The following is a 20,466-nucleotide window of genomic DNA, read 5'->3' as shown; positions in this document are numbered from 1 at the left end:
ATGCACGGCGAATCTCCGATCAAGCGTCGCGAATCTCGAAAAATCTGGGTAGGTAATGTGCCAGTCGGCGGCGATGCGCCCATCGCCGTCCAGAGCATGACCAACACCGACACCAATGATGTCGCCGCCACCGTGGCGCAGATCAACCGCCTGGTTGATGCCGGTGTCGACATTGTCCGTGTCTCGGTACCGGATATGGATGCGGCCGAGGCTTTCGGTCGTATCAAGAAACTGGTCAGCGTGCCGCTGGTCGCCGACATTCACTTCGACTACCGCATTGCCCTGCGCGTTGCCGAGCTGGGTGTCGACTGCCTGCGGATCAACCCGGGCAACATCGGTCGCGAAGACCGCGTGCGTGCGGTGGTCGATGCTGCCCGTGACCGCGGTATTCCGATCCGCATCGGCGTCAACGCCGGTTCCCTGGAAAAAGACCTGCAGAAGAAATATGGCGAGCCGACACCCGCCGCGCTGGTCGAGTCGGCCCTGCGTCATGTCGAACACCTTGATCGCCTGGATTTCCAGGACTTCAAGGTCAGCGTCAAGGCCTCCGATGTGTTCATGGCCGTCGAAGCCTATCGCCTGCTGGCCAAGCAGATCATCCAGCCGTTGCACCTGGGCATCACCGAAGCCGGTGGCCTGCGTTCGGGTACGGTGAAATCTGCGGTCGGCCTCGGTATGCTGCTTGCCGACGGCATTGGCGATACTATCCGCATCTCCCTGGCAGCTGACCCGGTCGAGGAAGTGAAAGTCGGTTACGACATCCTCAAGTCCCTGCACCTGCGTTCGCGTGGTATCAACTTCATCGCCTGCCCGAGCTGCTCTCGGCAGAACTTCGATGTGGTCAAGACCATGAACGAGCTGGAAGGACGCCTGGAAGACCTGCTGGTACCGATGGACGTCGCCGTGATCGGCTGCGTGGTCAATGGTCCTGGTGAAGCCAAGGAAGCCCATGTCGGGCTTACCGGCGGCACGCCGAACCTGATCTACATCGACGGCAAGCCAGCGCAGAAGCTGACTAATGACAACCTGGTCGATGAGCTGGAAAAGCTCATCCGCCAGAAAGCGGCCGAAAAGGCCGAAGCTGACGCGACATTGATCGCGCGTGGCTGACACCCAGATTCGTAAGGATTTTCTGTGAGCAAATCGCTACAAGCCATCCGTGGCATGAACGACATCCTGCCCGAGCAGACGCCGCTGTGGCGCTATTTCGAGAGCACCGTGGCCGGTCTGCTGGACAGCTACGGCTATCGCCAGATCCGCACGCCGATTGTCGAGCCGACCGAGCTGTTCAAGCGCTCGATCGGTGAAGTGACCGACATCGTTGAAAAAGAGATGTACACCTTTGCCGACCGCAATGGCGATTCCCTGACCTTGCGTCCGGAAGGCACCGCGGCTTGTGTACGTGCAGTGCTCGAGCACGGCATCAGCGGTGGTGGCCAGGTGCAGAAGCTCTGGTACATCGGCCAGATGTTCCGCCACGAGCGTCCGCAGAAAGGCCGCTACCGCCAGTTCCACCAGATCGGACTGGAGGTGTTCAACCTCGACGGTCCGGATATCGACGCCGAGTTGATCGTCCTGACCTGGCGCCTGTGGGGCCTGTTGGGCATTCGCGACGCGGTCAAGCTCGAGCTCAACAGCCTGGGCACCAGCGAAGCCCGTGCACGCTACCGTGACGCGCTGGTCGAGTTCCTCTCGGCGCGTCTGGAACAACTGGACGAAGACAGCCAGCGTCGCCTGAAGAGCAACCCGCTGCGCATCCTCGACAGCAAGGACGCCAATACCCAGGCGGCTTTGGTCGGTGCGCCGAAGCTCGAAGATTACCTGGACGAAGAATCGCGCGTGCACTTCGAGGGGCTCAAGGCCCGTCTGGACGCTGCCGGCATCCCCTTCGTGATCAACACCAAGCTGGTGCGTGGCCTGGACTACTACAGCAAGACCGTGTTCGAGTGGGTCACCGACAAGCTGGGTTCGCAAGGCACGGTCTGCGCTGGCGGCCGTTACGATGGCCTGGTCGAGCAGATGGGCGGCAAGCCAACCCCGGGCGTTGGTTTCGCCATGGGTATCGAGCGCCTGATCCTGCTGCTCGAAACCCTGGAAAAGGTACCTGAGTCGATCAGCCGTCAGGTGGATGTCTACCTGTGCGCCTTTGGCGAGCAGGCAGAACTGGCTGGCCTGGCCCTGGCCGAGCGTCTGCGTGATCGCCTGCCGAACCTGCGCCTGCTGGTCAATGCCGGTGGTGGCAGCTTCAAGAGCCAGTTCAAGAAGGCCGACAAGAGCGCTGCGCTCTACGCCTTGATCCTGGGGGACGACGAACTGGCGCAACAAGTGGTAGGTTTCAAACCCCTGCGTGGCCAGGGCGAACAACAAAACATTGCCTGGGATGCTCTGGCAGAGCACCTGGAAGCTTCCCTCGCGCAGGCGTGAAGCGGGTCAACAGCCGATTTGGTGAAAAGGAGTATTGGGGTGTCGAGTACCGATGATGAACAGCTGGTGGCATTCAAGGACTGGTGGCAGCGCAACGGCAAGCCACTGGTAACCGGCGGCCTGCTGGCACTGGTGATAGTGTTCGGCTGGCAAGCTTTCCAGAAGTACCAGGGCAACCAGTCGCAAGGTGCCTCGAACCTCTATCAGGCCCTGCTGGAAACCACCCTGACGCCTAGCGGCGCACCGGATGCGGCCAAGGTTGCGGAACTGTCCGGCAAGCTCAAGAGCGAGTTTGGCGGCACGGCATATGCGCAGTACGGCAGCCTGTTCGTGGCCAAGGTCGCGGTCGAGGCTGGCAAGCTCGATGATGCTGCCGCAGAACTCAAGTCGGTACTGGACAAGCCGGCCGACGCGACCTTGGGCGAAATCGCCCGTCAGCGTCTGGCCCGTGTCCTGGCGGCCCAGAACAAGGTCGATGAAGGCCTGAAGCTGCTCGAAGGCGATGCCGACAAGGCGTTCCTGGCCAGCCGTGAAGAGCTCAAGGGCGACCTGCTGGTACAGCTGGGTCGTGTTACTGACGCTCATACCGCTTACGAAAAAGCCAAGGCCGCACTGTCTGACGACGCTGCGATCGGTGGCCTGCAACTCAAGCTCGACGACCTGGCCAAAGGGGATGCGTGACGTGATCGGTTGGAAACATGCAGCAGTGCTGACCCTGGCCCTTCTGGCCGTGGGTTGCAGCAGCAACAGCAAAAAGGAATTGCCTCCGGCCGAGCTGACCAAGTTCACCGAAGAGGTGGTCCTGAAGAAGCAGTGGAGTCGTTCGATCGGTGACGGTCAGGGCGATTCCTTCAACATGCTGGTCCCGGCGATCGAGAACGATCGTATCTACGCCGCCGATGTAACCGGTGTAGTGATGGCCATGGATCGCAACAACGGTGACGTGGCCTGGAAAAAGGACCTCGAACTGCCTGTTTCCGGCGCTGTTGGCGTCGGTTATGGCCTGGTCATGCTGGGTACGCTGCGCGGCGACGTGATTGCCCTGGATGCCAGCACCGGTGAAGAGCGTTGGCGTTCGCGAGTGACCAGTGAAGTGCTGGCACCACCTGCCAGCAATGGCGATGTGGTGGTGGTACAGACCCAGGACGACCGCGTGATTGGCCTGGATGCCAGCACCGGTGATCGCCGCTGGATCTACGAAAGCACTCCGGCCGTGTTGACCCTGCGTGGCACCGGTGCGCCGATTGTCACCAATCACCTGGCCGTAGCCGGTCTGTCGACTGGTAAAGTCGTCGCGCTGGATACGCGTAACGGCGTTCCGGTGTGGGAACAGCGTGTGGCGATTCCTCAAGGTCGCTCGGAGCTTGACCGTGTCGTCGATATCGACGGTGGCCTGCTGCTGTCTGGCGGTACCCTCTACGTCACCAGCTACCAGGGCCGTGTTGCCGGCCTGGACCTGGAAAGCGGCCGGGTCCTGTGGCAGCGCGATGCGTCCAGCTACACCGGTGTGGCCCAGGGTTTCGGTAACGTCTACGTGAGCCTGGCTTCGGGCACTGTGGAAGGTATCGACGAGCGCTCCTCGAGCGCCCTGTGGAGCAACGATTCGCTGGCACGTCGTCAACTGTCGGCGCCGGAAGTGTTCTCCAGCTATGTAGCCGTGGGTGACCTGGAAGGTTACCTGCACCTGCTCAGCCAGGTTGACGGCCGCTTCGTGGGTCGTGAACGTATCGACAGCGATGGCCTGCGTGCCCGTCCGCTGGTGGTGGGCGACACCATCTATGTGTACGGCAACAGCGGCAAGCTCGAGGCGCTTACCATCCGCTGAGGCTATGCTTGAGGCCGTGCAGGCCTCGGGCTGCGGCACTTCTGGTGCCGCCCGAACTCCGGCCGCTGCAGTGCAGCGGCCTTTGTATTTTCTGAATTTATGAAGTGGAGAGCCGCATGGTTCCCGTAATTGCCCTGGTGGGCCGACCGAACGTCGGTAAATCCACCATGTTCAACCGCCTGACCAAGACCCGCGATGCCATCGTCGGTGACTTGTCCGGGCTGACCCGTGACCGTCAGTACGGTGAAGCACGCTGGCAAGGCCGTTCGTTCATTCTGGTCGACACCGGTGGTATTTCCGGTGACGAGCACGGCATGGATGAAAAAATGGCCGAGCAGTCGCTGCTGGCTATCGAAGAAGCCGATGTCGTACTGTTCCTGGTCGACGCCCGCGCCGGCCTGACGGCTGCTGACCAGATGATTTCCGAGCACCTGCGCAAGCGCAACAAGCGCTCGTTCCTGGTTGCCAACAAGATCGACAACATCGATCCGCAAATGGCCATTGCCGAGTTCTCGCCATTGGGCATGGGCAATGCCATTGGCGTTGCCGGCGCGCAGGGCCGTGGTGTCAACAACCTGCTGGAAGCGGTGCTGAGCGACTTCCCACGGGACAAGGAAGAAGAGATCGACACCGACGTCGCCGAAGGCGAAGAAGCGGTGCGCATTCCTGGCCCGAGCGAAAAAGACGGAATCAAGATCGCCATCATCGGTCGTCCGAACGTCGGTAAATCGACGCTGGTCAACCGCATGCTGGGTGAAGAGCGGGTCATCGTCTATGACCAGCCGGGCACAACGCGCGACAGTATCTACATTCCCTTCGAGCGTAACGAAGAGAAGTACACACTGATCGACACAGCCGGGGTGCGCAAGCGCGGCAAGATCCACGAAGAAGTCGAGAAGTTCTCCGTGGTCAAGACGCTGCAGGCAATCAAGGACGCCAACGTGGTGATCTTCGTCATGGACGCCCGCGAAGGCGTGGTTGACCATGACCTGAACCTGTTGGGCTTTGCCCTGGAAGCCGGTCGCGCAATTGTCATCGCCCTGAACAAATGGGATGGCATGCAGCCGAGCGAACGCGACTATGTGAAAACCGAGCTGGAACGCCGGTTGTTCTTCGTCGACTTCGCCGACATCCACTTCATTTCGGCACTGCACGGCACTGGCGTGGGCAACCTGTACCAGTCGGTGCAGAACTCCTTCCGCTCGGCCGTTACCCGCTGGCCAACCAGCCGCCTGACGCAGATCCTCGAAGACGCGATCAGCGATCACCAACCGCCGATGGTCAACGGTCGCCGCATCAAGCTGCGCTATGCCCACCTGGGTGGTGCGAACCCGCCGATCATCGTGATCCACGGTAACCAGGTCGAGAAGGTGCCCAAGTCCTACTCGCGCTACCTGGAAAACACCTATCGCCGGGTGCTCAAGCTGGTGGGTACGCCGATCCGCATCGAGTACAAGGGCAGCGATAACCCGTACGAAGGCAACAAGAACACCTTGACCGACCGCCAGGTCAACAAGAAGCGTCGCTTGATGTCGCACCACAAGAAAGCCGAGAAGAAGCGTAAAGACAAACGCTGAAATCAGGTAGGCGCGGATATATCCGCGCCTACCGATGCGACTGTTTCAACCTTTTTCCTGACCACTCAATCCGCTATGCTCGGTCTCTGACCGCGCCGCCTCGAGCCGGATTGTTCTGCAGGAAAGAGGGTTTCATGATCAGCAGCAAGTTGCCGAATGTCGGCACGACCATCTTTACCACCATGTCCCAGCTCGCTGTGCAAACCGGCGCTTTGAACCTGTCCCAGGGTTTTCCGGATTTTGGCGCGCCGCAGGCACTGCTGGATGCCGTCTGCCGCCACGTCAGTGCCGGTCACAACCAGTACAGCCCGATGACCGGCCTGCCGGCACTGCGTCAGCAAGTGGCAATCAAGATTGCCCGCAGCTATGGCGTCAGTGTCGATGCCGATACTGAAGTGACCATTACCCCCGGTGCCACCGAAGCGATTTTCTGCGCCATCCATGCGGTTATTCGTGCGGGTGATGAAGTGATCGTCTTCGATCCGTCTTACGACAGCTACGAGCCGTCTGTGGAACTGGCCGGTGGCCGTTGTGTGCACGTGCAACTGAGCGATGGCACGTTTGCCATCGACTGGCAGAAGCTCACCGATGCCCTCAGCCCACGTACGCGGATGATCATCCTCAACTCGCCGCACAACCCCAGTGGCGCCGTGTTCAGTCGCGACGACCTGGACAAGCTGGCCCTGCTGATTGCCGAGCGTGATATCTACCTGGTCAGCGATGAAGTCTACGAACATCTGGTGTTCGACGGCGTTCAGCACGCCAGCGTGCTGGCGCACGAAGGGCTTTACCCGCGCGCCTTTGTGGTCAGCTCGTTCGGCAAGACCTATCACGTTACCGGCTGGAAGACCGGGTATGTGGTGGCACCGCCAGCGCTGAGCGCCGAGTTGCGCAAGGTGCACCAGTACGTCAATTTTTGCGGGGTAACCCCGCTGCAGTGGGCGCTGGCTGATTTCATGGCCGAGCAACCGCAGCATGTCGAAGAGTTGCCGGCGTTCTACCAGGCCAAACGCGACCTGTTCTGCGACTTGCTCGAACCGTCGCGTTTTCAGTTCACCCGTACGCCGGGCACCTATTTCCAGCTGGTCGACTATTCAGCGATCCGACCGGACCTGAACGATGTCGAGATGTCTTTGTGGCTGACCCGTGAACACGGAGTGGCGACCATCCCGGTATCGGTGTTTTACCAACAACCCATTCCTGAACAGCGCCTGGTGCGCCTGTGTTTTGCCAAACGCGAGGAGACGCTGCGTCAGGCAGCGGAGAAGCTATGCGCGATCTGAGTGCTCTGCCTAACCTGAAAGTGGCCCTGGTGCAGACAACCCTGGCCTGGCAGGACCGTCTGGCCAACTACGAGCATTTCGAAGGCTTGCTGGAGCAAGCGCGGGGTGCCGATCTGATTGTCCTGCCGGAAATGTTCACCACCGGGTTTTCGATGGATTCCGAGAGCCTGTGCGAGCCGGAAAACGGTCCGACCTACAAGTGGCTCAAGGCCCAGGCGAAAAAGCTCGATGCCGTGGTCACTGGCAGTGTAATTATCCAGGCCGGCGACGGCAGCCACCGCAATCGCCTGCTGTGGGCGCGACCGGACGGCGACATCCTGTTTTACGACAAGCGTCACCTGTTCCGTATGGCCGGTGAACACAAGCATTACACCCCGGGCGAGCGTCAGGTGCAGTTCGAGGTAAAGGGCTGGCGGGTACGGGCGCTGATCTGCTACGACCTGCGCTTTCCGGTCTGGAGCCGCGATGCCCAGGACACCGACCTGCTGCTGTACACGGCCAACTGGCCGGCAGCGCGCCGTCAGCACTGGAACCGCCTGTTGCCGGCACGGGGTATTGAGAACCTGTGCTACGTGGCTGCGGTCAATCGGGTGGGGACGGATGGCAAGGGCTTTGCCTACAGCGGCGACAGCCAGGTGCTGGACTTCCAGGGTGAAAGCCTGCTCAGTGCGGGGGAGGCGGACGGGGTGTTTACCGCGGTGTTGAGTTCGGCCGACCTGGCGGCCTATCGTACGCGTTTTCCGGCCAATCTGGACGCGGATACCTTCGAGCTGCATTGATCGGCTGATGCCATCGCCGGCAAGCCGGCGATGTGGCCTCAAGCCCTAGTACACATCCCTGCGGTAACGCCCGAGCTCGATCAGGCGCTCAACTTCACCTGCGCCAAGCACCTCGTTCAGCACCGCATCGACACCGCAGGCCATGCCCTGCAGGCTGCCACAGATATAGATCGAGGCGCCTTCGTCAAGCCAGCGGCGCAGTTCAGCCGCCTGCGCGCGCACGCAATCCTGCACGTAGACCTTGTGCGCCTGATCACGGGAGAAGGCGAGGTCCAGGCGCGCCAGTGACCCGTTGTGCAACCAGCCTTGCAGCTCGTGTTCACAAAGAAAGTCATGGGCCCGGTTGCGCTCACCGAACAGCAGCCAGTTACGGTGGTCACCAGCGACGATCCGCGCCTTGAGCAGGCTGCGCAGCCCGGCAATTCCGGTACCGTTGCCGATCAGGATCATTGGTGTCGCTGCTGCCGGCAGGTGGAACCCACTGTTGCTGCGCAGGCGCAGGCTGACGCTGTTGCCCACCGGCAGGTACTCGGTCAGCCAGCCGGAGCCAAGCCCTAGGCTGCCATCGAGGTGACGCTCCTGGCGCACGATCAGTTCAAGCACACCCTCACTGGCAATCGAGGCAATCGAGTACTCCCGCGCCGCCAGCGGAATCAGCGCATCGACCAAGGCCTGGGCGTGCAGGCCAACCAGGTGCTCGCGGCTCTTGGGCAGTTGTCGGCCAGCGAGGGCTTGAAGCAAGGTTTCCTGCAGGCCGTCGACCTGAACCTGGGTGTCGCCTTCAAGTCCCAGTCCTTTCAGAAACAGGGCAAGGCTATCTGCACTGTTACGCGGCAGAATCTCCACCAGGTCGCCCGCTTGCCATTGCGCAGGCTGCTCTGGCTTGAAGCCCAGCAGATAGATGGCTGAGCCTTGGCTGCCAGGGTTCATCAAAGTGCGCTCGACCAGGCTCCAGTTGCTGAATGTCGGTGCCTGCCAGGCGGCTGGCGGTGTGCTGCCGGTCAGCTGGGCCAGTTGCTGCTGCCAATGTTGCAAAGCTGAAGGGTCGGCGCTGTCGACTTCAACGGGGGCGAAGGCGGTGGTGGCGCCGCGTTCAACCAGCCAGGCCTGCAGCCGTCGCGCAAAGCCACAGAAGTCAGGGTACTGCCGGTCGCCGAGGGCGAGCAGGGCATAGTTCAGGTTGTTAAGGGCCCAGGGTTGACCCAGTACTTTGCGTTCGAAACCGCGAGCGCTGTCTGGCGCCTCGCCATCGCCGAAGGTGCTGATCACAAACAGTGCGCGCTCGGCCTGCTGGAGATCGCTCTCGGTCAGTTCGGCCAAGGGCCGCACCTGCACCGGCAAACCCGCTGCCTGCAATTGCCCGGCACTTTGCCAGGCCAGTTGCTCGGCAAACCCGCTCTGGCTGGCGAAGCCGACCAGCCAGCTCTCGCCCTGGGCATCGGTTGCTGCCAGCGTGTTGCGTGCGGCACGCACCTGGCGCTTTTTGCGGCGCCGGTCGAGGTACAGGAGCCAGCCGGTGACAAAGAACAGCGGCATGGTCAGGCTGGCGATGGTCACCAGGATGCGTCCGGTCAGGCCGAAGTAGCTGCCGACGTGCAAGGCATAGACGCTGGCCAGCAACTGCGCCTTGAACGACTTGTCGGCATAGCGATCATGCTTTTTCACCTGGCCGCTGGCCGGGTCGATGGTCAGGGTGTTGAACGCGCGTTCGTGTTCAGCGCCTTGCAGCCGGTAAAACACGGTCGCCGGTTGTCCGCCGGCCGGGGGCAGGCGCAGGTTGTAGGTGGCCATGCCCGGGCCGCCGGCGGCCTGCAGGCTGGCCCAGACGGCGTCATAGTCGACGACCAGGGGCTTGGCGTCTTTACCCGGCGCGCCGCCCGGGCGGCCACGGCCTTCGCCACGTTTGTGCTGCTCACCGGCACGCGGGCCGTCGCCCAGCAGCCTGTTCAAGCCTTCGCGGTACCATTCGTAGGACCAGAACAGGCCGGTGAGGGCGAACAGCAGATAAAACAGCAGGCACCAGGTGCCGAATACGGCGTGCAGGTCCCAGTTGAACGCACGGCCTTTCTTCGCCCAGTCCAGAGTCAGCCATACCCGCCAGTTCAGCGCCTTGCGCGGCCAGCGCAGGTACAGGCCGGAGAGGCAGAAGAAAATCAGCATCAGGGTGCAGGCGCCGGTGATCTGCCGGCCCGTATCACCGATGGCCAGGAAACGGTGCAGTCGCAGCATCAGGTCGAAGAAACCCTGGCCGCTGACATCGCCCTGCAGCTTGCCGGTGTAGGGGTCGACGTAGCGCATCTGGCCACGGCGCTCGCCCGGTGGCGGGGTGAAGAACACGCGCGCGGCGGTATCGCCTTGGGTATCGACCGTGAGCATGGCGACCTTGTCGCCGTGTGCGGCCTCGACGCGGCGCACCAGTTCGGGCATGGGCAACACGCCTTCCTGGCGCACCTCGACCTTGAGCACGTCGGGGTTGAACAAGCGCAGGAGTTCATCCTGGAACGACCAGATCGCCCCGGTAATGCCCATCAAGGCCAGCACCAGACCGGCGGTGATGCCGAAGAACCAGTGCAGTTGGAACAGGGATTTCTTCACCACATCAATCACCTTGTCTTGCCGCAAATGCGAATGCGTCGCGCATTATGCCTTGATACACAAAAGCCCCGCTCACAGAAGTGAACGGGGCTTGCCGGTCAGCGCACTTAGAAGTGGACGCTGGTGGTCAGCAGGGCAGTGCGCCCGGCAGCCTGGTTGGCGAAGTGTGTCGAGTAGGCCTTGTCGTAATAGGTTTCGTCGGTCAGGTTTTGTACGTTCAACTGCAGATCGACGTTTTTGGTCAGCTTGTAGCTGGCCATGGCGTCGTAGCGTACATAGCTGTCGACCATGGTGGTGTTAGCCACGCTGCCATACACCTCGTCGGTGTAGAAGGCTCCGCCACCGATGGTCAGCTTCGGCGTGACGGCGTAGGTGGTCCACAGGCTGGCCGAGTTGTTCGGGGTGTTAGGCAGTTGGTTGCCGTCGTTGGCCTTGCCCATTGGGCCGCCGTCGATCTGGCGGGCTTCCATGTAGGTGTAGCCAGCGAACACTTGCCATTTTTCGGTGATCTTGCCGCTTGCCGACAATTCGACGCCTTCTACGCGAGTGGTACCGACGTTCTCGTAGGTGGTGGTGTCGACCTGAACACGGGCGTTGTCTTTTTCAGTACGGAACAGGGCAGCAGTCAGTGCCAGTCGTTGGTCGAGCAAGTCCCACTTGGTGCCGATTTCGTAGTTGGTGGTTTCTTCAGGCTCCATGTCGTTCTTGACGGTCGCCGTGGTCACCGGGTTGCTGTCCGTGCCCTCGCCCAGCATCGAGCCTGGCGGCGTGGCCGCTGTGGCGTAAGAAATGTAGATGCTGCCGTTGTCCTGCGGTTTCCACACCAGGCCGACCTGGCCGGTGACGAACTCACTGGTGTCCTCGCCCTTGTTGGCTACACCGCTGGTAACGGTGGTAGCGCCTGCAGCGTTGTAGGTGCGGAACTTGGTGGTGAAGTGGTCGTACCGCAGGCCGAGATTCAGCAGCCATTGCGGGTCCAGCTCGATGGTATCGAACGCATAGAGTGCGCGGGTGGTGCTGGAGGTGTCGGTGCCCGCGTAGTTGCGCGCCGTGGTACCGGTCCAGACGTCATCCGGGTTCGGGTTGCTCAGCGAGGTGCAGCTGCCGCCGTTGCTTGGCCCGGTGCAGTTGGTCAGCTTGCTGTTCGGGGTAACGGTGTAGCTCTGCTTGTCGGCATCTTCATGGGTGAACTCGATACCGGTGGAGAAGTTGTTCTTGAAACCACCCAGGACGAATTCGCCAAACAGATCGGTCTGGTTGGTGGTGGTGGCCGTGTTGCCGACACGGGTGTTGGCGCGACGCCATACACCACCGCGGTTGACGTTGCCGGCGCTGTCGTCAGGCTGGGTCAGGATGTAGTCCTGCATGCTGTTGCCGTGACGCAGGGTGTTCTTGACGGTCAGCGAGTCTGTCAGGTCGTGCTCGACAGCAATGGTGGCGATGTCGGTGCGCGTTTTGCGGAAGTCGCGGTCGGTCAGGCCATAAAAGTTGCTGCTGTCGCCGCCATCGACCGGTTTGTCCGGGTTGGCCGAGGTGCGGCCACCGCTACCGGTAGTCGGGATGCTGTAAGGGATACCCGAATCAGGCAGGTCATCGCTTTCCATGTGGTAGTAGTCAAGGTTGACCCGTGTCGGGGTGCCCAGACCGAATGCCAGCGAAGGTGCGATACCCCAGCGGTCATAGTTGACCTTGTCGCGGCCGGCAACGTTGCTTTCGTGGCTCATCAGGTTCAGACGGCCGGCAGCGTTGTCGGTGAACTGGTAGTTGCCATCAAGGGTGTAGCGCTGGGTCTGGTCGGAGCCCCAGGTGAAACCACCGTCGAACGAGTTGCCCAGATGCGCACGCTTGCTCACCAGGTTGATGCTGCCACCGGCTGAGCCACGGCCACCAAAGGTGGAGTTTGGGCCTTTGCTGACTTCTACCGACTCTACAGCGAATATTTCGCGGGTCTGGGCGCCGGTGTCGCGCACGCCGTCGAGGAAGGTGTCGCTCTGGGCATCGAAGCCGCGGATGAATGGACGGTCGCCTTGCGGGTTGCCGCCTTCACCGGCACCGAAGGTTACGCCTGGCACGGTGCGCAGGGCGTCCTGCAGTGTCAGGGCATTGGTGTCCTTGAGTACCTGCTGCGGAATGACGGTGATGGAGCGAGGGGTGTCCACCAGCGGCGCAGTGTACTTCTGCGAGGCTGCGCTTTCGACTTTGTAGTCGGTGCTGGCAGCATCGGACTGGCCGGTAACGCTGGTCGCGTCCAGGGCAATCGCGCCGTTCTTTGCGGGCTCGGCATCTGCGGCGTAAGCCATGTGGCCTGCAGAGGTAGCGGTGATCGCTACGCCAATGGCAGAGGCGAGCAAGCGTGGTGAACTGACAGCGGTTGGCACGTAGTGACGCGGCATGGTGGTCCCCTTCCCCGGTTTCAAAGGCCGCGAAATATAATGTAAACAAATATGAGTGGCAATTGAGAGTAATTATTATTAGTGAGAAATTTACATTCTTTACAATTTACTTTTGACGGGTTTTTCGTGCTGAAACGTCGCACCCCTCGGAAAAGGCTTGTGGAGAGTCAATGGGAATCAATACCATTGACGTCCTTACTGATCCCAGGGGCTTGCGCCATGCTGCTACACATTGCCGGACTGTTCTCCACCGAGGAGGTCGCACGTATTCGTGAAGCGCTGGAGCAGACCGAGTGGGCGGATGGCAAGATCACCGCCGGCTACCAGTCGGCCAAGGCCAAGCACAACCTGCAGTTGCCCGAGGGGCACCCGCTGGCCAAGGAGATCGGCACGGCGCTGATCGAGCGCCTTTGGCAGCACCCGCAGTTCATGTCGGCGGCCTTGCCGCACAAGGTGTTTCCGCCGCTGATCAACTGCTACCGCGAAGGCGGCAATTTCGGTTTTCACATCGACAACGCCCTGCGCCAGCCCCGTGGCAGCCACGAGCGGGTGCGTACCGACCTGTCCTCGACCCTGTTCCTGAGCAACCCCGAGGACTACGACGGCGGTGAACTGGTGATCCAGGACACCTATGGCGTTCAGCAAGTGAAGCTGGCGGCCGGTGATCTGGTGTTATACCCGGGCACCAGTTTGCACAAGGTCAACCCGGTCACGCGCGGCGCACGCTATGCCGCATTCTTCTGGACCCAGAGCCTGGTGCGCGAAGACAGTCAGCGTGCCTTGCTGTTCGAGATGGACAACGCCATTCAGGCGCTCACCGCCGACATGCCGGAGCACCCGGCGCTGATTCAGCTCACCGGTACCTATCACAACTTGTTGCGTCGCTGGGTAGAGGTCTGAGCCATGACATTTGCCTTGCGCAACCGCCAGGAGCTGGACAGCCAGCAATTCGCCCAGATGCTTGAGCACAGCCCGGCAAAGGCCGCTCAGGCGCTGGTGGCAGCGGCGGGGCAGGACATTGTCGAGGCACAGCTACTGCTTGGGCAGATCCTGCTCGATGGCCGTGGCATCGAAAAAGACCCTGCCCTGGCGCGGCGCTGGTTTGCCATTGCCGCCAGCCGCGGCAGTGCCATGGCCGACAACATGCTCGGACGCTGCCTGGAGCATGGCTGGGGCGGGGAGGTGGACCAGGCGCTAGCTGCACGGCATTACGCCAGGGCGGCGCAAGCCCGCCTGGACTGGGGCCTGTACAACTATGCCAATCTGCTTGCCACCGGGCGCGGTGTCGCCGAGGACCCGGTGACGGCGCTGTCCTGTTATCGGCAAGCGGCCGAACTCGGGCACGCCAAGTCGATGAACCTGCTCGGGCGCTACCTGGAGGAGGGCGTGCATTGCCCGCGTGATGTGCCCGGTGCACAGCGCTGGTACCAGCGCTCGGCCGAGGCCGGGGATTTTCGTGGGCAGTTCAGTCATGCCGGCGTGCTCGCCGCTCAGGGCCAGACGCAGGAGGCACTGGTGTGGCTGCAGCGGGCACTGGAGGGCGGCAACGTGAACTTCCTGAGGGTCGCCGGACCCGCCCTGGAACAGGCCGAACAGCCTGAATTCCGCAAGCTGTCTGCGGCGTATCAGGCACGCCTGGCGCACCTGACTGCTGCGGCCTGAACCGCCACCTGAAAGTAAAACGGGGCCTTTCGGCCCCGTTTTTCGTTACAGGTAGTAGGCTTTCAGCGGCGGGAAGCCGTTGAATTCCACCGCGCTGTAGCTGGTGGTGTAGGCGCCAGTCGACAGCCAGTACAGGCGGTCACCGATGGCCAGGTTCAGCGGCAGGCCGTACTTGTAGTGCTCGTACATGATGTCGGCACTGTCACAGGTCGGGCCGGCGATGACCACTTCTTCCATCTCGCCTTTCTTCTCGGTCCAGATCGGGAACTTGATGGACTCATCCATGGTTTCGATCAGGCCGGAGAACTTGCCCACGTCGGTGTATACCCAGCGCTCGACGGCGGTACGCGACTTGCGCGCCACCAGCACGACCTCACTGACCAGAATGCCGGCGTTGGCAATCAGCGAGCGGCCAGGCTCGAGAATGATCTCTGGCAGGTCATCACCGAAGTCTTCCTTGAGGAAGCGGATGATTTCTTCGGCGTAGGTTTCCAGGCTGTTGGTACGGGTGATGTAGTTGGCCGGGAAGCCGCCACCCATGTTGATCAGCTTGAGCTCGATACCGTCTTCTTCCTTGAGGCGCTCGAAGATGACCTTGACCTTGGCAATCGCCGCGTCCCAGACACTGATGTCGCGCTGCTGCGAGCCAACGTGGAAGGACACGCCGTAAGGCACCAGGCCCAGGTCGCGGGCGAGGATCAGCAGGTCCATGGCCATGTCGGTCTGGCAGCCGAACTTGCGCGACAGCGGCCAGTCAGCGGTGGTCGAACCCTCGGTGAGGATGCGCACATAGACTTTCGAGCCCGGTGCGGCCTTGGCGATGTTGCGCAGGTCGGCTTCGGAGTCGGTGGCATACAGACGCACGCCCTTCTCATAGAAGTAGCGAATGTCCTTGGATTTCTTGATGGTGTTGCCATAGCTGATGCGGTCGGCACTGACGCCGCGGCTCAGCACTTTGGCCAGCTCGTAGATCGAGGCGATGTCGAAGCTCGAGCCTTTTTCCTTGAGCAGGTCGATGATCTCGACGGCCGGGTTGGCCTTGACCGCGTAGTAGACCTTGGCGAATTCGAAACCGGCGCGCAGGTCATCGTAGGCCTGGCTGATCATCTGCGTGTCGATGAGTACGAACGGGGTTTCTTGCTTGTCGGCGAAGGCTTTCATTTTTTGAAAGGTATCGCGCGCGAAGTAGTCTTCGACCTGAATCGACATGCTTAGGGACTCCATGGGCAAACTGAAAAAATAAGTGGCTGCAACTGAACGTCCTCCGTATCCCCACTTTGGTTCGCCTACTTCCCAAGGCATGTCGCCGAAAGCAAAAAGGTCATCCGTGCGTGATAAAGCGAGCTACGGGTGACCTTGCTGTCTCGTCGTCAGTACTTGAGCCGGATGGATCGTTTCCAGCATGGACGTTCGGCGCGAACTTTAGGACCTGAGGGGCTCAAGATCAACAAAAAATGTCGCGATTTTGCACACGCCTGTCGCCGTGGTTCGGCCAGCCACTTTGTAACCGACCCAGGTAAACAGTAGATGTTCAATTTGATGACAAAAGCGTTAAAAATACCTGCATAAGCGCAGATCGTGTTGAAAGTCGGCTAATTGGCCAAGAGTGGCTTTTATGCGGGAAAATCAGGGCAAAAGTCGTTGAAAAGGTGGCGATTTTTGCTTCGTTTTATCCAAGGCGTTTGCGTGGGTGAATGGTGTGGCCGTTCATATTTTTTCTCGCTTTTTTCAAGCGCTCCGACCGACGGTTTCGTGCAGTTTTTTCTCGTTTTACGCTTCGTCGGTCGCTGTGATCTTCGATTGAAGCGCTTAATAAGAAACATTACTATTCGCGCTCTCTCTTTTTGCCTGGCGTACCCCCGCATCGTGTCGCGACACAAAGGCTTTTTCGACCACTACCATGAGCTGATCGGCACCTGGACGCGCAAGCTGCGCAATCGCCAGCAAGCCGAGGACATCGCTCATGACGCCTTTGTGCGGGTGCTGGAAAATGAACAGGCCGGTGTCGAGCAGCCACGTGCCTACCTGCACCAGACAGCACGCAACATTGCCGTCGATGGTTATCGCCGCGAAGACCGGCGCCAGTTGCTGGAGCAGGACACCTTCGATCCCGGCACCGACGTCCATGGTGACCCGGAGGCTTATATGCATGCCCTCGAGCTGGCTGACAGTGTTGAACGTGCCCTGGCGCAGTTGCCGCTGAACTGCCGACGGGTGTTCATCTGGCAGAAGATCGAAGGGCTGACCCAGGCCGAAATTGCCGAACGCATGGGCTTGACCAAGAACATGGTCGAAAAGTATATGATCCGCACGCTCCGGCATCTGCGTGAGCACCTGGATGTGTCGACGAGATGAGTCAGGCGAATGTTTTCATGAATCAGGACGCGTGCCGTTGTGGCGACGACGCTGTGCGCGAGCAGGCAGCCCGCTGGTTTGCCCGCACCCGCGACGGCGCGTTGGCGGCCGAGGCGCAGGTACAGCTCGATGCCTGGCTGGCACAGCACCCGCAGCATCAGCGCGAATACGATCTGCTCGCCCGGCTGTGGGGCGCAGCCGATGCACTGCCGCGTGCGCGCCTTGAGGCACTCTGCCAGGCCGATCCGGTACGCCAGTTGCCACGTCGACGCTTCATCCAGCAGGCGTTGGCCGCCGGTATTGCCACTGCGGCAGTGGGGCTTGGCTGGTTCGGCTGGCAGCATCATCAGCTCAACTACCAGGACCAGCTGCAAACGGCGCTGGGCGAACGCCGTCAACTCGAACTACCGGACGGTTCGCAACTGGAGCTGAACGGCCGTACCCAGGTAAAAGTCGATTTCAGCGCCGGACAACGGCGCATCGAACTGGCGGCGGGTGAAGTCATGTTCAGTGTTGCCCATGACACGGCGCGGCCGTTTATCGTCAGCACCGGCAATGGCACGGTGACTGTCACAGGGACGCGTTTTGACGTGCGCCTGGACCCGGACCGTACGCGGGTGGCGGTAGAGCAAGGTTCGGTCAAGGTGCAGGGCACTGGTACCAGTCAGGCGCTACTTACCGCTGGGCTGGGTTCGCAGATCGATGCCCAAGGCAAGGTCGCCGAGCCCTATGCCGTGGACGCTGCGGCACTGACGGCCTGGCGCAAAGGCAAGCTGGTGTTCAATGACGTGCCCTTGAGCGAGGTGGTCGAGGAAGTGTCGCGCTACCGCGCGCAACCACTGCGCGTAGCGCCGGGCAAAGCCGCCGCGCTGCGTCTGAGCAGCACGTTCAGCAGCGACGACACCGATGCACTGCTACGGGCGTTGCCGAGCATCTTGCCGGTGGCAATCAAGACCCATGCCGACGGCTCCAGCGAAATAATTTCAAAATAAATTCAGGTTTTTTTTCAGTTGTTCGTCTTCCTGGCCAACTGCAACTACCAAGCATTTCCATTTGCATGCAGCGGGTGCATACCCCGGACCTTCAGGATGTTTCGACGACGTGAATAACACCAAGTTTTCCCTGCGTTCTACCGCTTGTTTTCGCTGGTTGCCCCTGGCACTGGCCCTGGCCGTGAGCAGCGGCATTGCCTCCAGCTATGCGGACGAGGCAGTGACCCGGATCGAAATTCAGGCGCAACCGCTGGCGTCGGCCTTGAGCCAGCTGGGACAGCAGACGTCGCTGCAATTGTTCTTCAGCCCGGAGCTGGTGGCTGGCAAGCAAGCCCCGGCGGTGTCGGGCAGCCTGGCGCCGGAGCAGGCCTTGCAGACCCTGTTGCAAGGCAGCGGCCTGACCTATGAAATCTCCCAGGGCACGGTGGTGCTCAAGCCTGCCCAGAGCGCCGGTACCCTGACCACCGGCAGCCTGGAACTGGCACCGACCGACATCAAGGTCGTGGGTGACTGGCTGGGAAACGCTGAGGAAACCGTGGTGCAGAACCATCCCGGTGCGCGCACCGTGGTGCGCCGGGAAGCCATGGTCGAGCAGGGCGCGATGAACGTTCGCGATGTGCTGCGCGGCGTTCCTGGTGTTCAGGTCCAGGATTCCAACGGCACCGGTGGCAGTGACATTGCCCTGAACGTCGGGGTGCGCGGGCTGACGTCGCGCCTGTCGCCACGCTCCACTGTTCTGATCGATGGCATTCCGGCAGCGTTCGCCCCTTACGGGCAACCCCAGCTGTCGATGGCGCCGATCTCGTCCGGCAACCTCGACAGCATTGATGTGGTGCGGGGTGCCGGTTCCGTGCGCTATGGCCCGCAGAACGTCGGCGGGGTGATCAACTTCGTCACCCGCGCGATTCCGGAAAAAGCCACCGGTGAGTTGTCCACCACCATGGAGACCTCCCGGCACGGTGGCTGGAAGCACATCGAGTCGGCGTTCCTCGGCGGCACGGCCGACAATGGCCTGGGCGCGGCGTTGCTGTACTCGGGTGTCAATGGCAATGGCTACCGCAGCAGCAACAACGGCAATGACATCGATGACGTGCTGCTCAAAACCCATTGGGCGGTCACCGACAGTGACGAACTGTGGCTGAACTTCCATTACTACGATGCCACGGCCGACATGCCGGGCGGCCTGACCCAGGCGCAGTTCGACGATGACCCGTACCAGTCGGATCGTGACTACGACAATTTCAGTGGCCGCCGTAAAGATGTGTCGCTGAAGTACCTGCGCCAGATCGACGATGTCACCCAGTTCGAGGTGCAGACCTACTACACCGACAGCTTCCGTGGCAGCAGTATTGCCGCCCGTGATCAGAAGACTCTGTCGTCGTACCCACGCAGCTACCACACCTTCGCCATCGAACCGCGTGTGTCACGGATCTTCTTTGCCGGCCCGACCACCCAGGAAGTCAGCGTCGGCTATCGCTACCTCAAGGAAGCGATGCACGAACAGTCGACCCGCCTGGGCTTGGTCGACAATGTACCGACTCCGGTGCCGGGCTCTGACGGCCACGTGTTCCAGGACCGTACCGGTGGTACCGAGGCCAGCGCCTATTACATCGACGACAAGATCGACGTCGGCAACTGGACCATCACCCCGGGGATCCGCTTCGAACACATCAATACCGACTGGCATGAACGCCCGGTGATTGGTGCCAACGGCAAGCCGGTACAGGAGAAAAACCGCAGCATCAGCAGCAACGAACCGTTGCCCGCGCTGAGCGTGATGTATCACCTGTCGGATGAGTGGAAGCTGTTCGCCAACTATGAAACCTCGTTCGGTAGCCTGCAGTACTTCCAGCTGGGGCAGGGCGGTAGCGGTGACCAGACGGCCAATGGCCTGGAGCCGGAAAAGGCCAAGACCTACGAGATCGGTACCCGCTACAACAACGGGACCTGGGGGGCTGAGCTGACGGCGTTCTACATCGACTTCGATGACGAACTGCAATACATCAGCAACGACGTCGGCTGGACCAACCTGGGTGCCACCAAGCACCAGGGTATCGAAGCGTCGATGCGCTACGACCTGTCGGGCCTTGACCCGCGCCTGCAAGGCCTGAGCGCCAACGCGGCATTCACCTACACGCGTGCTACTTACGAAGGTGATATTCCTGGCTTCAAGGGACGTGACCTGCCGTTCTACTCGCGGCAGATCGTCAATGCCGGCCTGCGCTACCAGGTCGATCGCTGGACCTGGAACCTGGATGCCTACGCCCAGTCGAAACAGCGCGCACCAGGCACCGGGATGAATGCCGACGGCAGTTTCAACGGCGACTACATCACCGAGCCGAGTGCTGATGGTCAGTACGGCGACATTCCTGGTTACGTCACCTGGGCGGCGCGCGGGGGTTACGACTTCGGCAAGGAGCTGTCGAACCTGAAGCTGGCGGCAGGGGTGAAGAACATCTTCGACAAGCAGTACTACACCCGCTCCAGCGACAACAACTCGGGGATCTACCTGGGTGAACCACGTACGTTCTATGTGCAGGCCAGTGTAGGGTTCTAAGCCCTACACTGTGGGAGCGGTGCT

15 protein-coding genes are annotated in these 20,466 nt (G+C 61.2%); 12 read left to right on the top strand and 3 right to left on the bottom strand.

The window, feature by feature from the left end; translation table 11 throughout:
• The 7 genes from ispG to DM813_RS06770 all read left to right on the top strand — a co-directional run bounded on the left by ispG (position 1) and on the right by DM813_RS06770 (position 7,888).
• Positions 1 to 1,110, top strand: coding sequence for a flavodoxin-dependent (E)-4-hydroxy-3-methylbut-2-enyl-diphosphate synthase (ispG, locus tag DM813_RS06800; protein ID WP_128322642.1), 1,110 nt, complete (start codon positions 1 to 3; stop codon positions 1,108 to 1,110).
• A 24-nt stretch (positions 1,111 to 1,134) separates the two neighbouring features.
• Positions 1,135 to 2,424 carry a histidine--tRNA ligase gene (gene hisS / locus DM813_RS06795; protein ID WP_128322641.1) on the top strand — a complete coding sequence of 430 codons (1,290 nt, stop codon included), beginning with the start codon at positions 1,135 to 1,137 and terminating at the stop codon, positions 2,422 to 2,424.
• Positions 2,425 to 2,463: 39 nt separating this feature from the next.
• Complete coding sequence (locus DM813_RS06790; protein WP_128322640.1) at positions 2,464 to 3,105, top strand: YfgM family protein; 642 nt, start codon at positions 2,464 to 2,466, stop codon at positions 3,103 to 3,105.
• Position 3,106: 1 nt separating this feature from the next.
• Positions 3,107 to 4,249 (top strand): outer membrane protein assembly factor BamB, encoded by a 1,143-nt coding sequence (bamB, locus tag DM813_RS06785; RefSeq protein ID WP_197875774.1) that lies wholly within the window; start codon positions 3,107 to 3,109, stop codon positions 4,247 to 4,249.
• A gap of 116 nt (positions 4,250 to 4,365) precedes the next feature.
• Positions 4,366 to 5,826 (top strand): ribosome biogenesis GTPase Der, encoded by a 1,461-nt coding sequence (gene der, locus DM813_RS06780; protein WP_128322638.1) that lies wholly within the window; start codon positions 4,366 to 4,368, stop codon positions 5,824 to 5,826.
• Positions 5,827 to 5,960: 134 nt separating this feature from the next.
• Positions 5,961 to 7,109: a pyridoxal phosphate-dependent aminotransferase gene (locus DM813_RS06775; RefSeq protein WP_128322637.1), complete on the top strand. Its 1,149-nt coding sequence runs from the start codon at positions 5,961 to 5,963 to the stop codon at positions 7,107 to 7,109.
• On the top strand, positions 7,097 to 7,888 hold the full coding sequence (locus DM813_RS06770) for an amidohydrolase (protein ID WP_128322636.1): 792 nt from the start codon (positions 7,097 to 7,099) through the stop codon (positions 7,886 to 7,888). Before DM813_RS06775 ends, DM813_RS06770 begins: the two co-directional genes overlap by 13 nt.
• A 45-nt stretch (positions 7,889 to 7,933) precedes the next feature.
• On the opposite strand, the gene DM813_RS06765 is transcribed toward DM813_RS06770, so the two are convergent.
• Complete coding sequence (locus DM813_RS06765) at positions 7,934 to 10,486, bottom strand: PepSY domain-containing protein (RefSeq protein WP_128322635.1); 2,553 nt, start codon at positions 10,484 to 10,486, stop codon at positions 7,934 to 7,936.
• Between the two features lie 104 nt (positions 10,487 to 10,590).
• Positions 10,591 to 12,876: a TonB-dependent receptor gene (locus DM813_RS06760; RefSeq protein ID WP_128322634.1), complete on the bottom strand. Its 2,286-nt coding sequence runs from the start codon at positions 12,874 to 12,876 to the stop codon at positions 10,591 to 10,593.
• A gap of 219 nt (positions 12,877 to 13,095) precedes the next feature.
• On the opposite strand from DM813_RS06760, the gene DM813_RS06755 reads away from it, so the two are divergent.
• Together DM813_RS06755 and DM813_RS06750 are read left to right on the top strand one after the other, a co-directional pair.
• The gene (locus DM813_RS06755; protein WP_128322633.1) at positions 13,096 to 13,776 is read left to right on the top strand and encodes a Fe2+-dependent dioxygenase; all 681 of its coding nucleotides are present in this window, start codon (positions 13,096 to 13,098) and stop codon (positions 13,774 to 13,776) included.
• A 3-nt stretch (positions 13,777 to 13,779) separates the two neighbouring features.
• Positions 13,780 to 14,538, top strand: coding sequence for a tetratricopeptide repeat protein (locus tag DM813_RS06750; protein WP_128322632.1), 759 nt, complete (start codon positions 13,780 to 13,782; stop codon positions 14,536 to 14,538).
• A 45-nt stretch (positions 14,539 to 14,583) separates the two neighbouring features.
• Here the strand turns inward: DM813_RS06750 and DM813_RS06745 are convergent, their stop codons facing one another.
• Positions 14,584 to 15,747 (bottom strand): type III PLP-dependent enzyme, encoded by a 1,164-nt coding sequence (locus tag DM813_RS06745; RefSeq protein ID WP_128322631.1) that lies wholly within the window; start codon positions 15,745 to 15,747, stop codon positions 14,584 to 14,586.
• Positions 15,748 to 16,404: 657 nt separating this feature from the next.
• Between DM813_RS06745 and DM813_RS06740 the strand changes: the two genes are divergently transcribed.
• The 3 genes from DM813_RS06740 (at position 16,405) to DM813_RS06730 (ending at position 20,442) form a co-directional block, all read left to right on the top strand.
• The gene (locus tag DM813_RS06740; protein ID WP_128322630.1) at positions 16,405 to 16,893 is read left to right on the top strand and encodes an RNA polymerase sigma factor; all 489 of its coding nucleotides are present in this window, start codon (positions 16,405 to 16,407) and stop codon (positions 16,891 to 16,893) included.
• A gap of 17 nt (positions 16,894 to 16,910) precedes the next feature.
• The gene (locus tag DM813_RS06735; protein WP_128322629.1) at positions 16,911 to 17,885 is read left to right on the top strand and encodes a FecR family protein; all 975 of its coding nucleotides are present in this window, start codon (positions 16,911 to 16,913) and stop codon (positions 17,883 to 17,885) included.
• Between the two features lie 109 nt (positions 17,886 to 17,994).
• The gene (locus tag DM813_RS06730) at positions 17,995 to 20,442 is read left to right on the top strand and encodes a TonB-dependent siderophore receptor (RefSeq protein WP_431311918.1); all 2,448 of its coding nucleotides are present in this window, start codon (positions 17,995 to 17,997) and stop codon (positions 20,440 to 20,442) included.
• Positions 20,443 to 20,466 lie beyond the last annotated feature (24 nt).

The sequence above is a fragment of the Pseudomonas alkylphenolica genome (genome assembly GCF_004025535.1).
Taxonomy (GTDB): Bacteria; Pseudomonadota; Gammaproteobacteria; order Pseudomonadales; family Pseudomonadaceae; genus Aquipseudomonas; species Aquipseudomonas alkylphenolica_A.
Note: the sequence above shows the minus strand (reverse complement) of the source record. Positions and strands in the feature narration are given on the sequence as shown.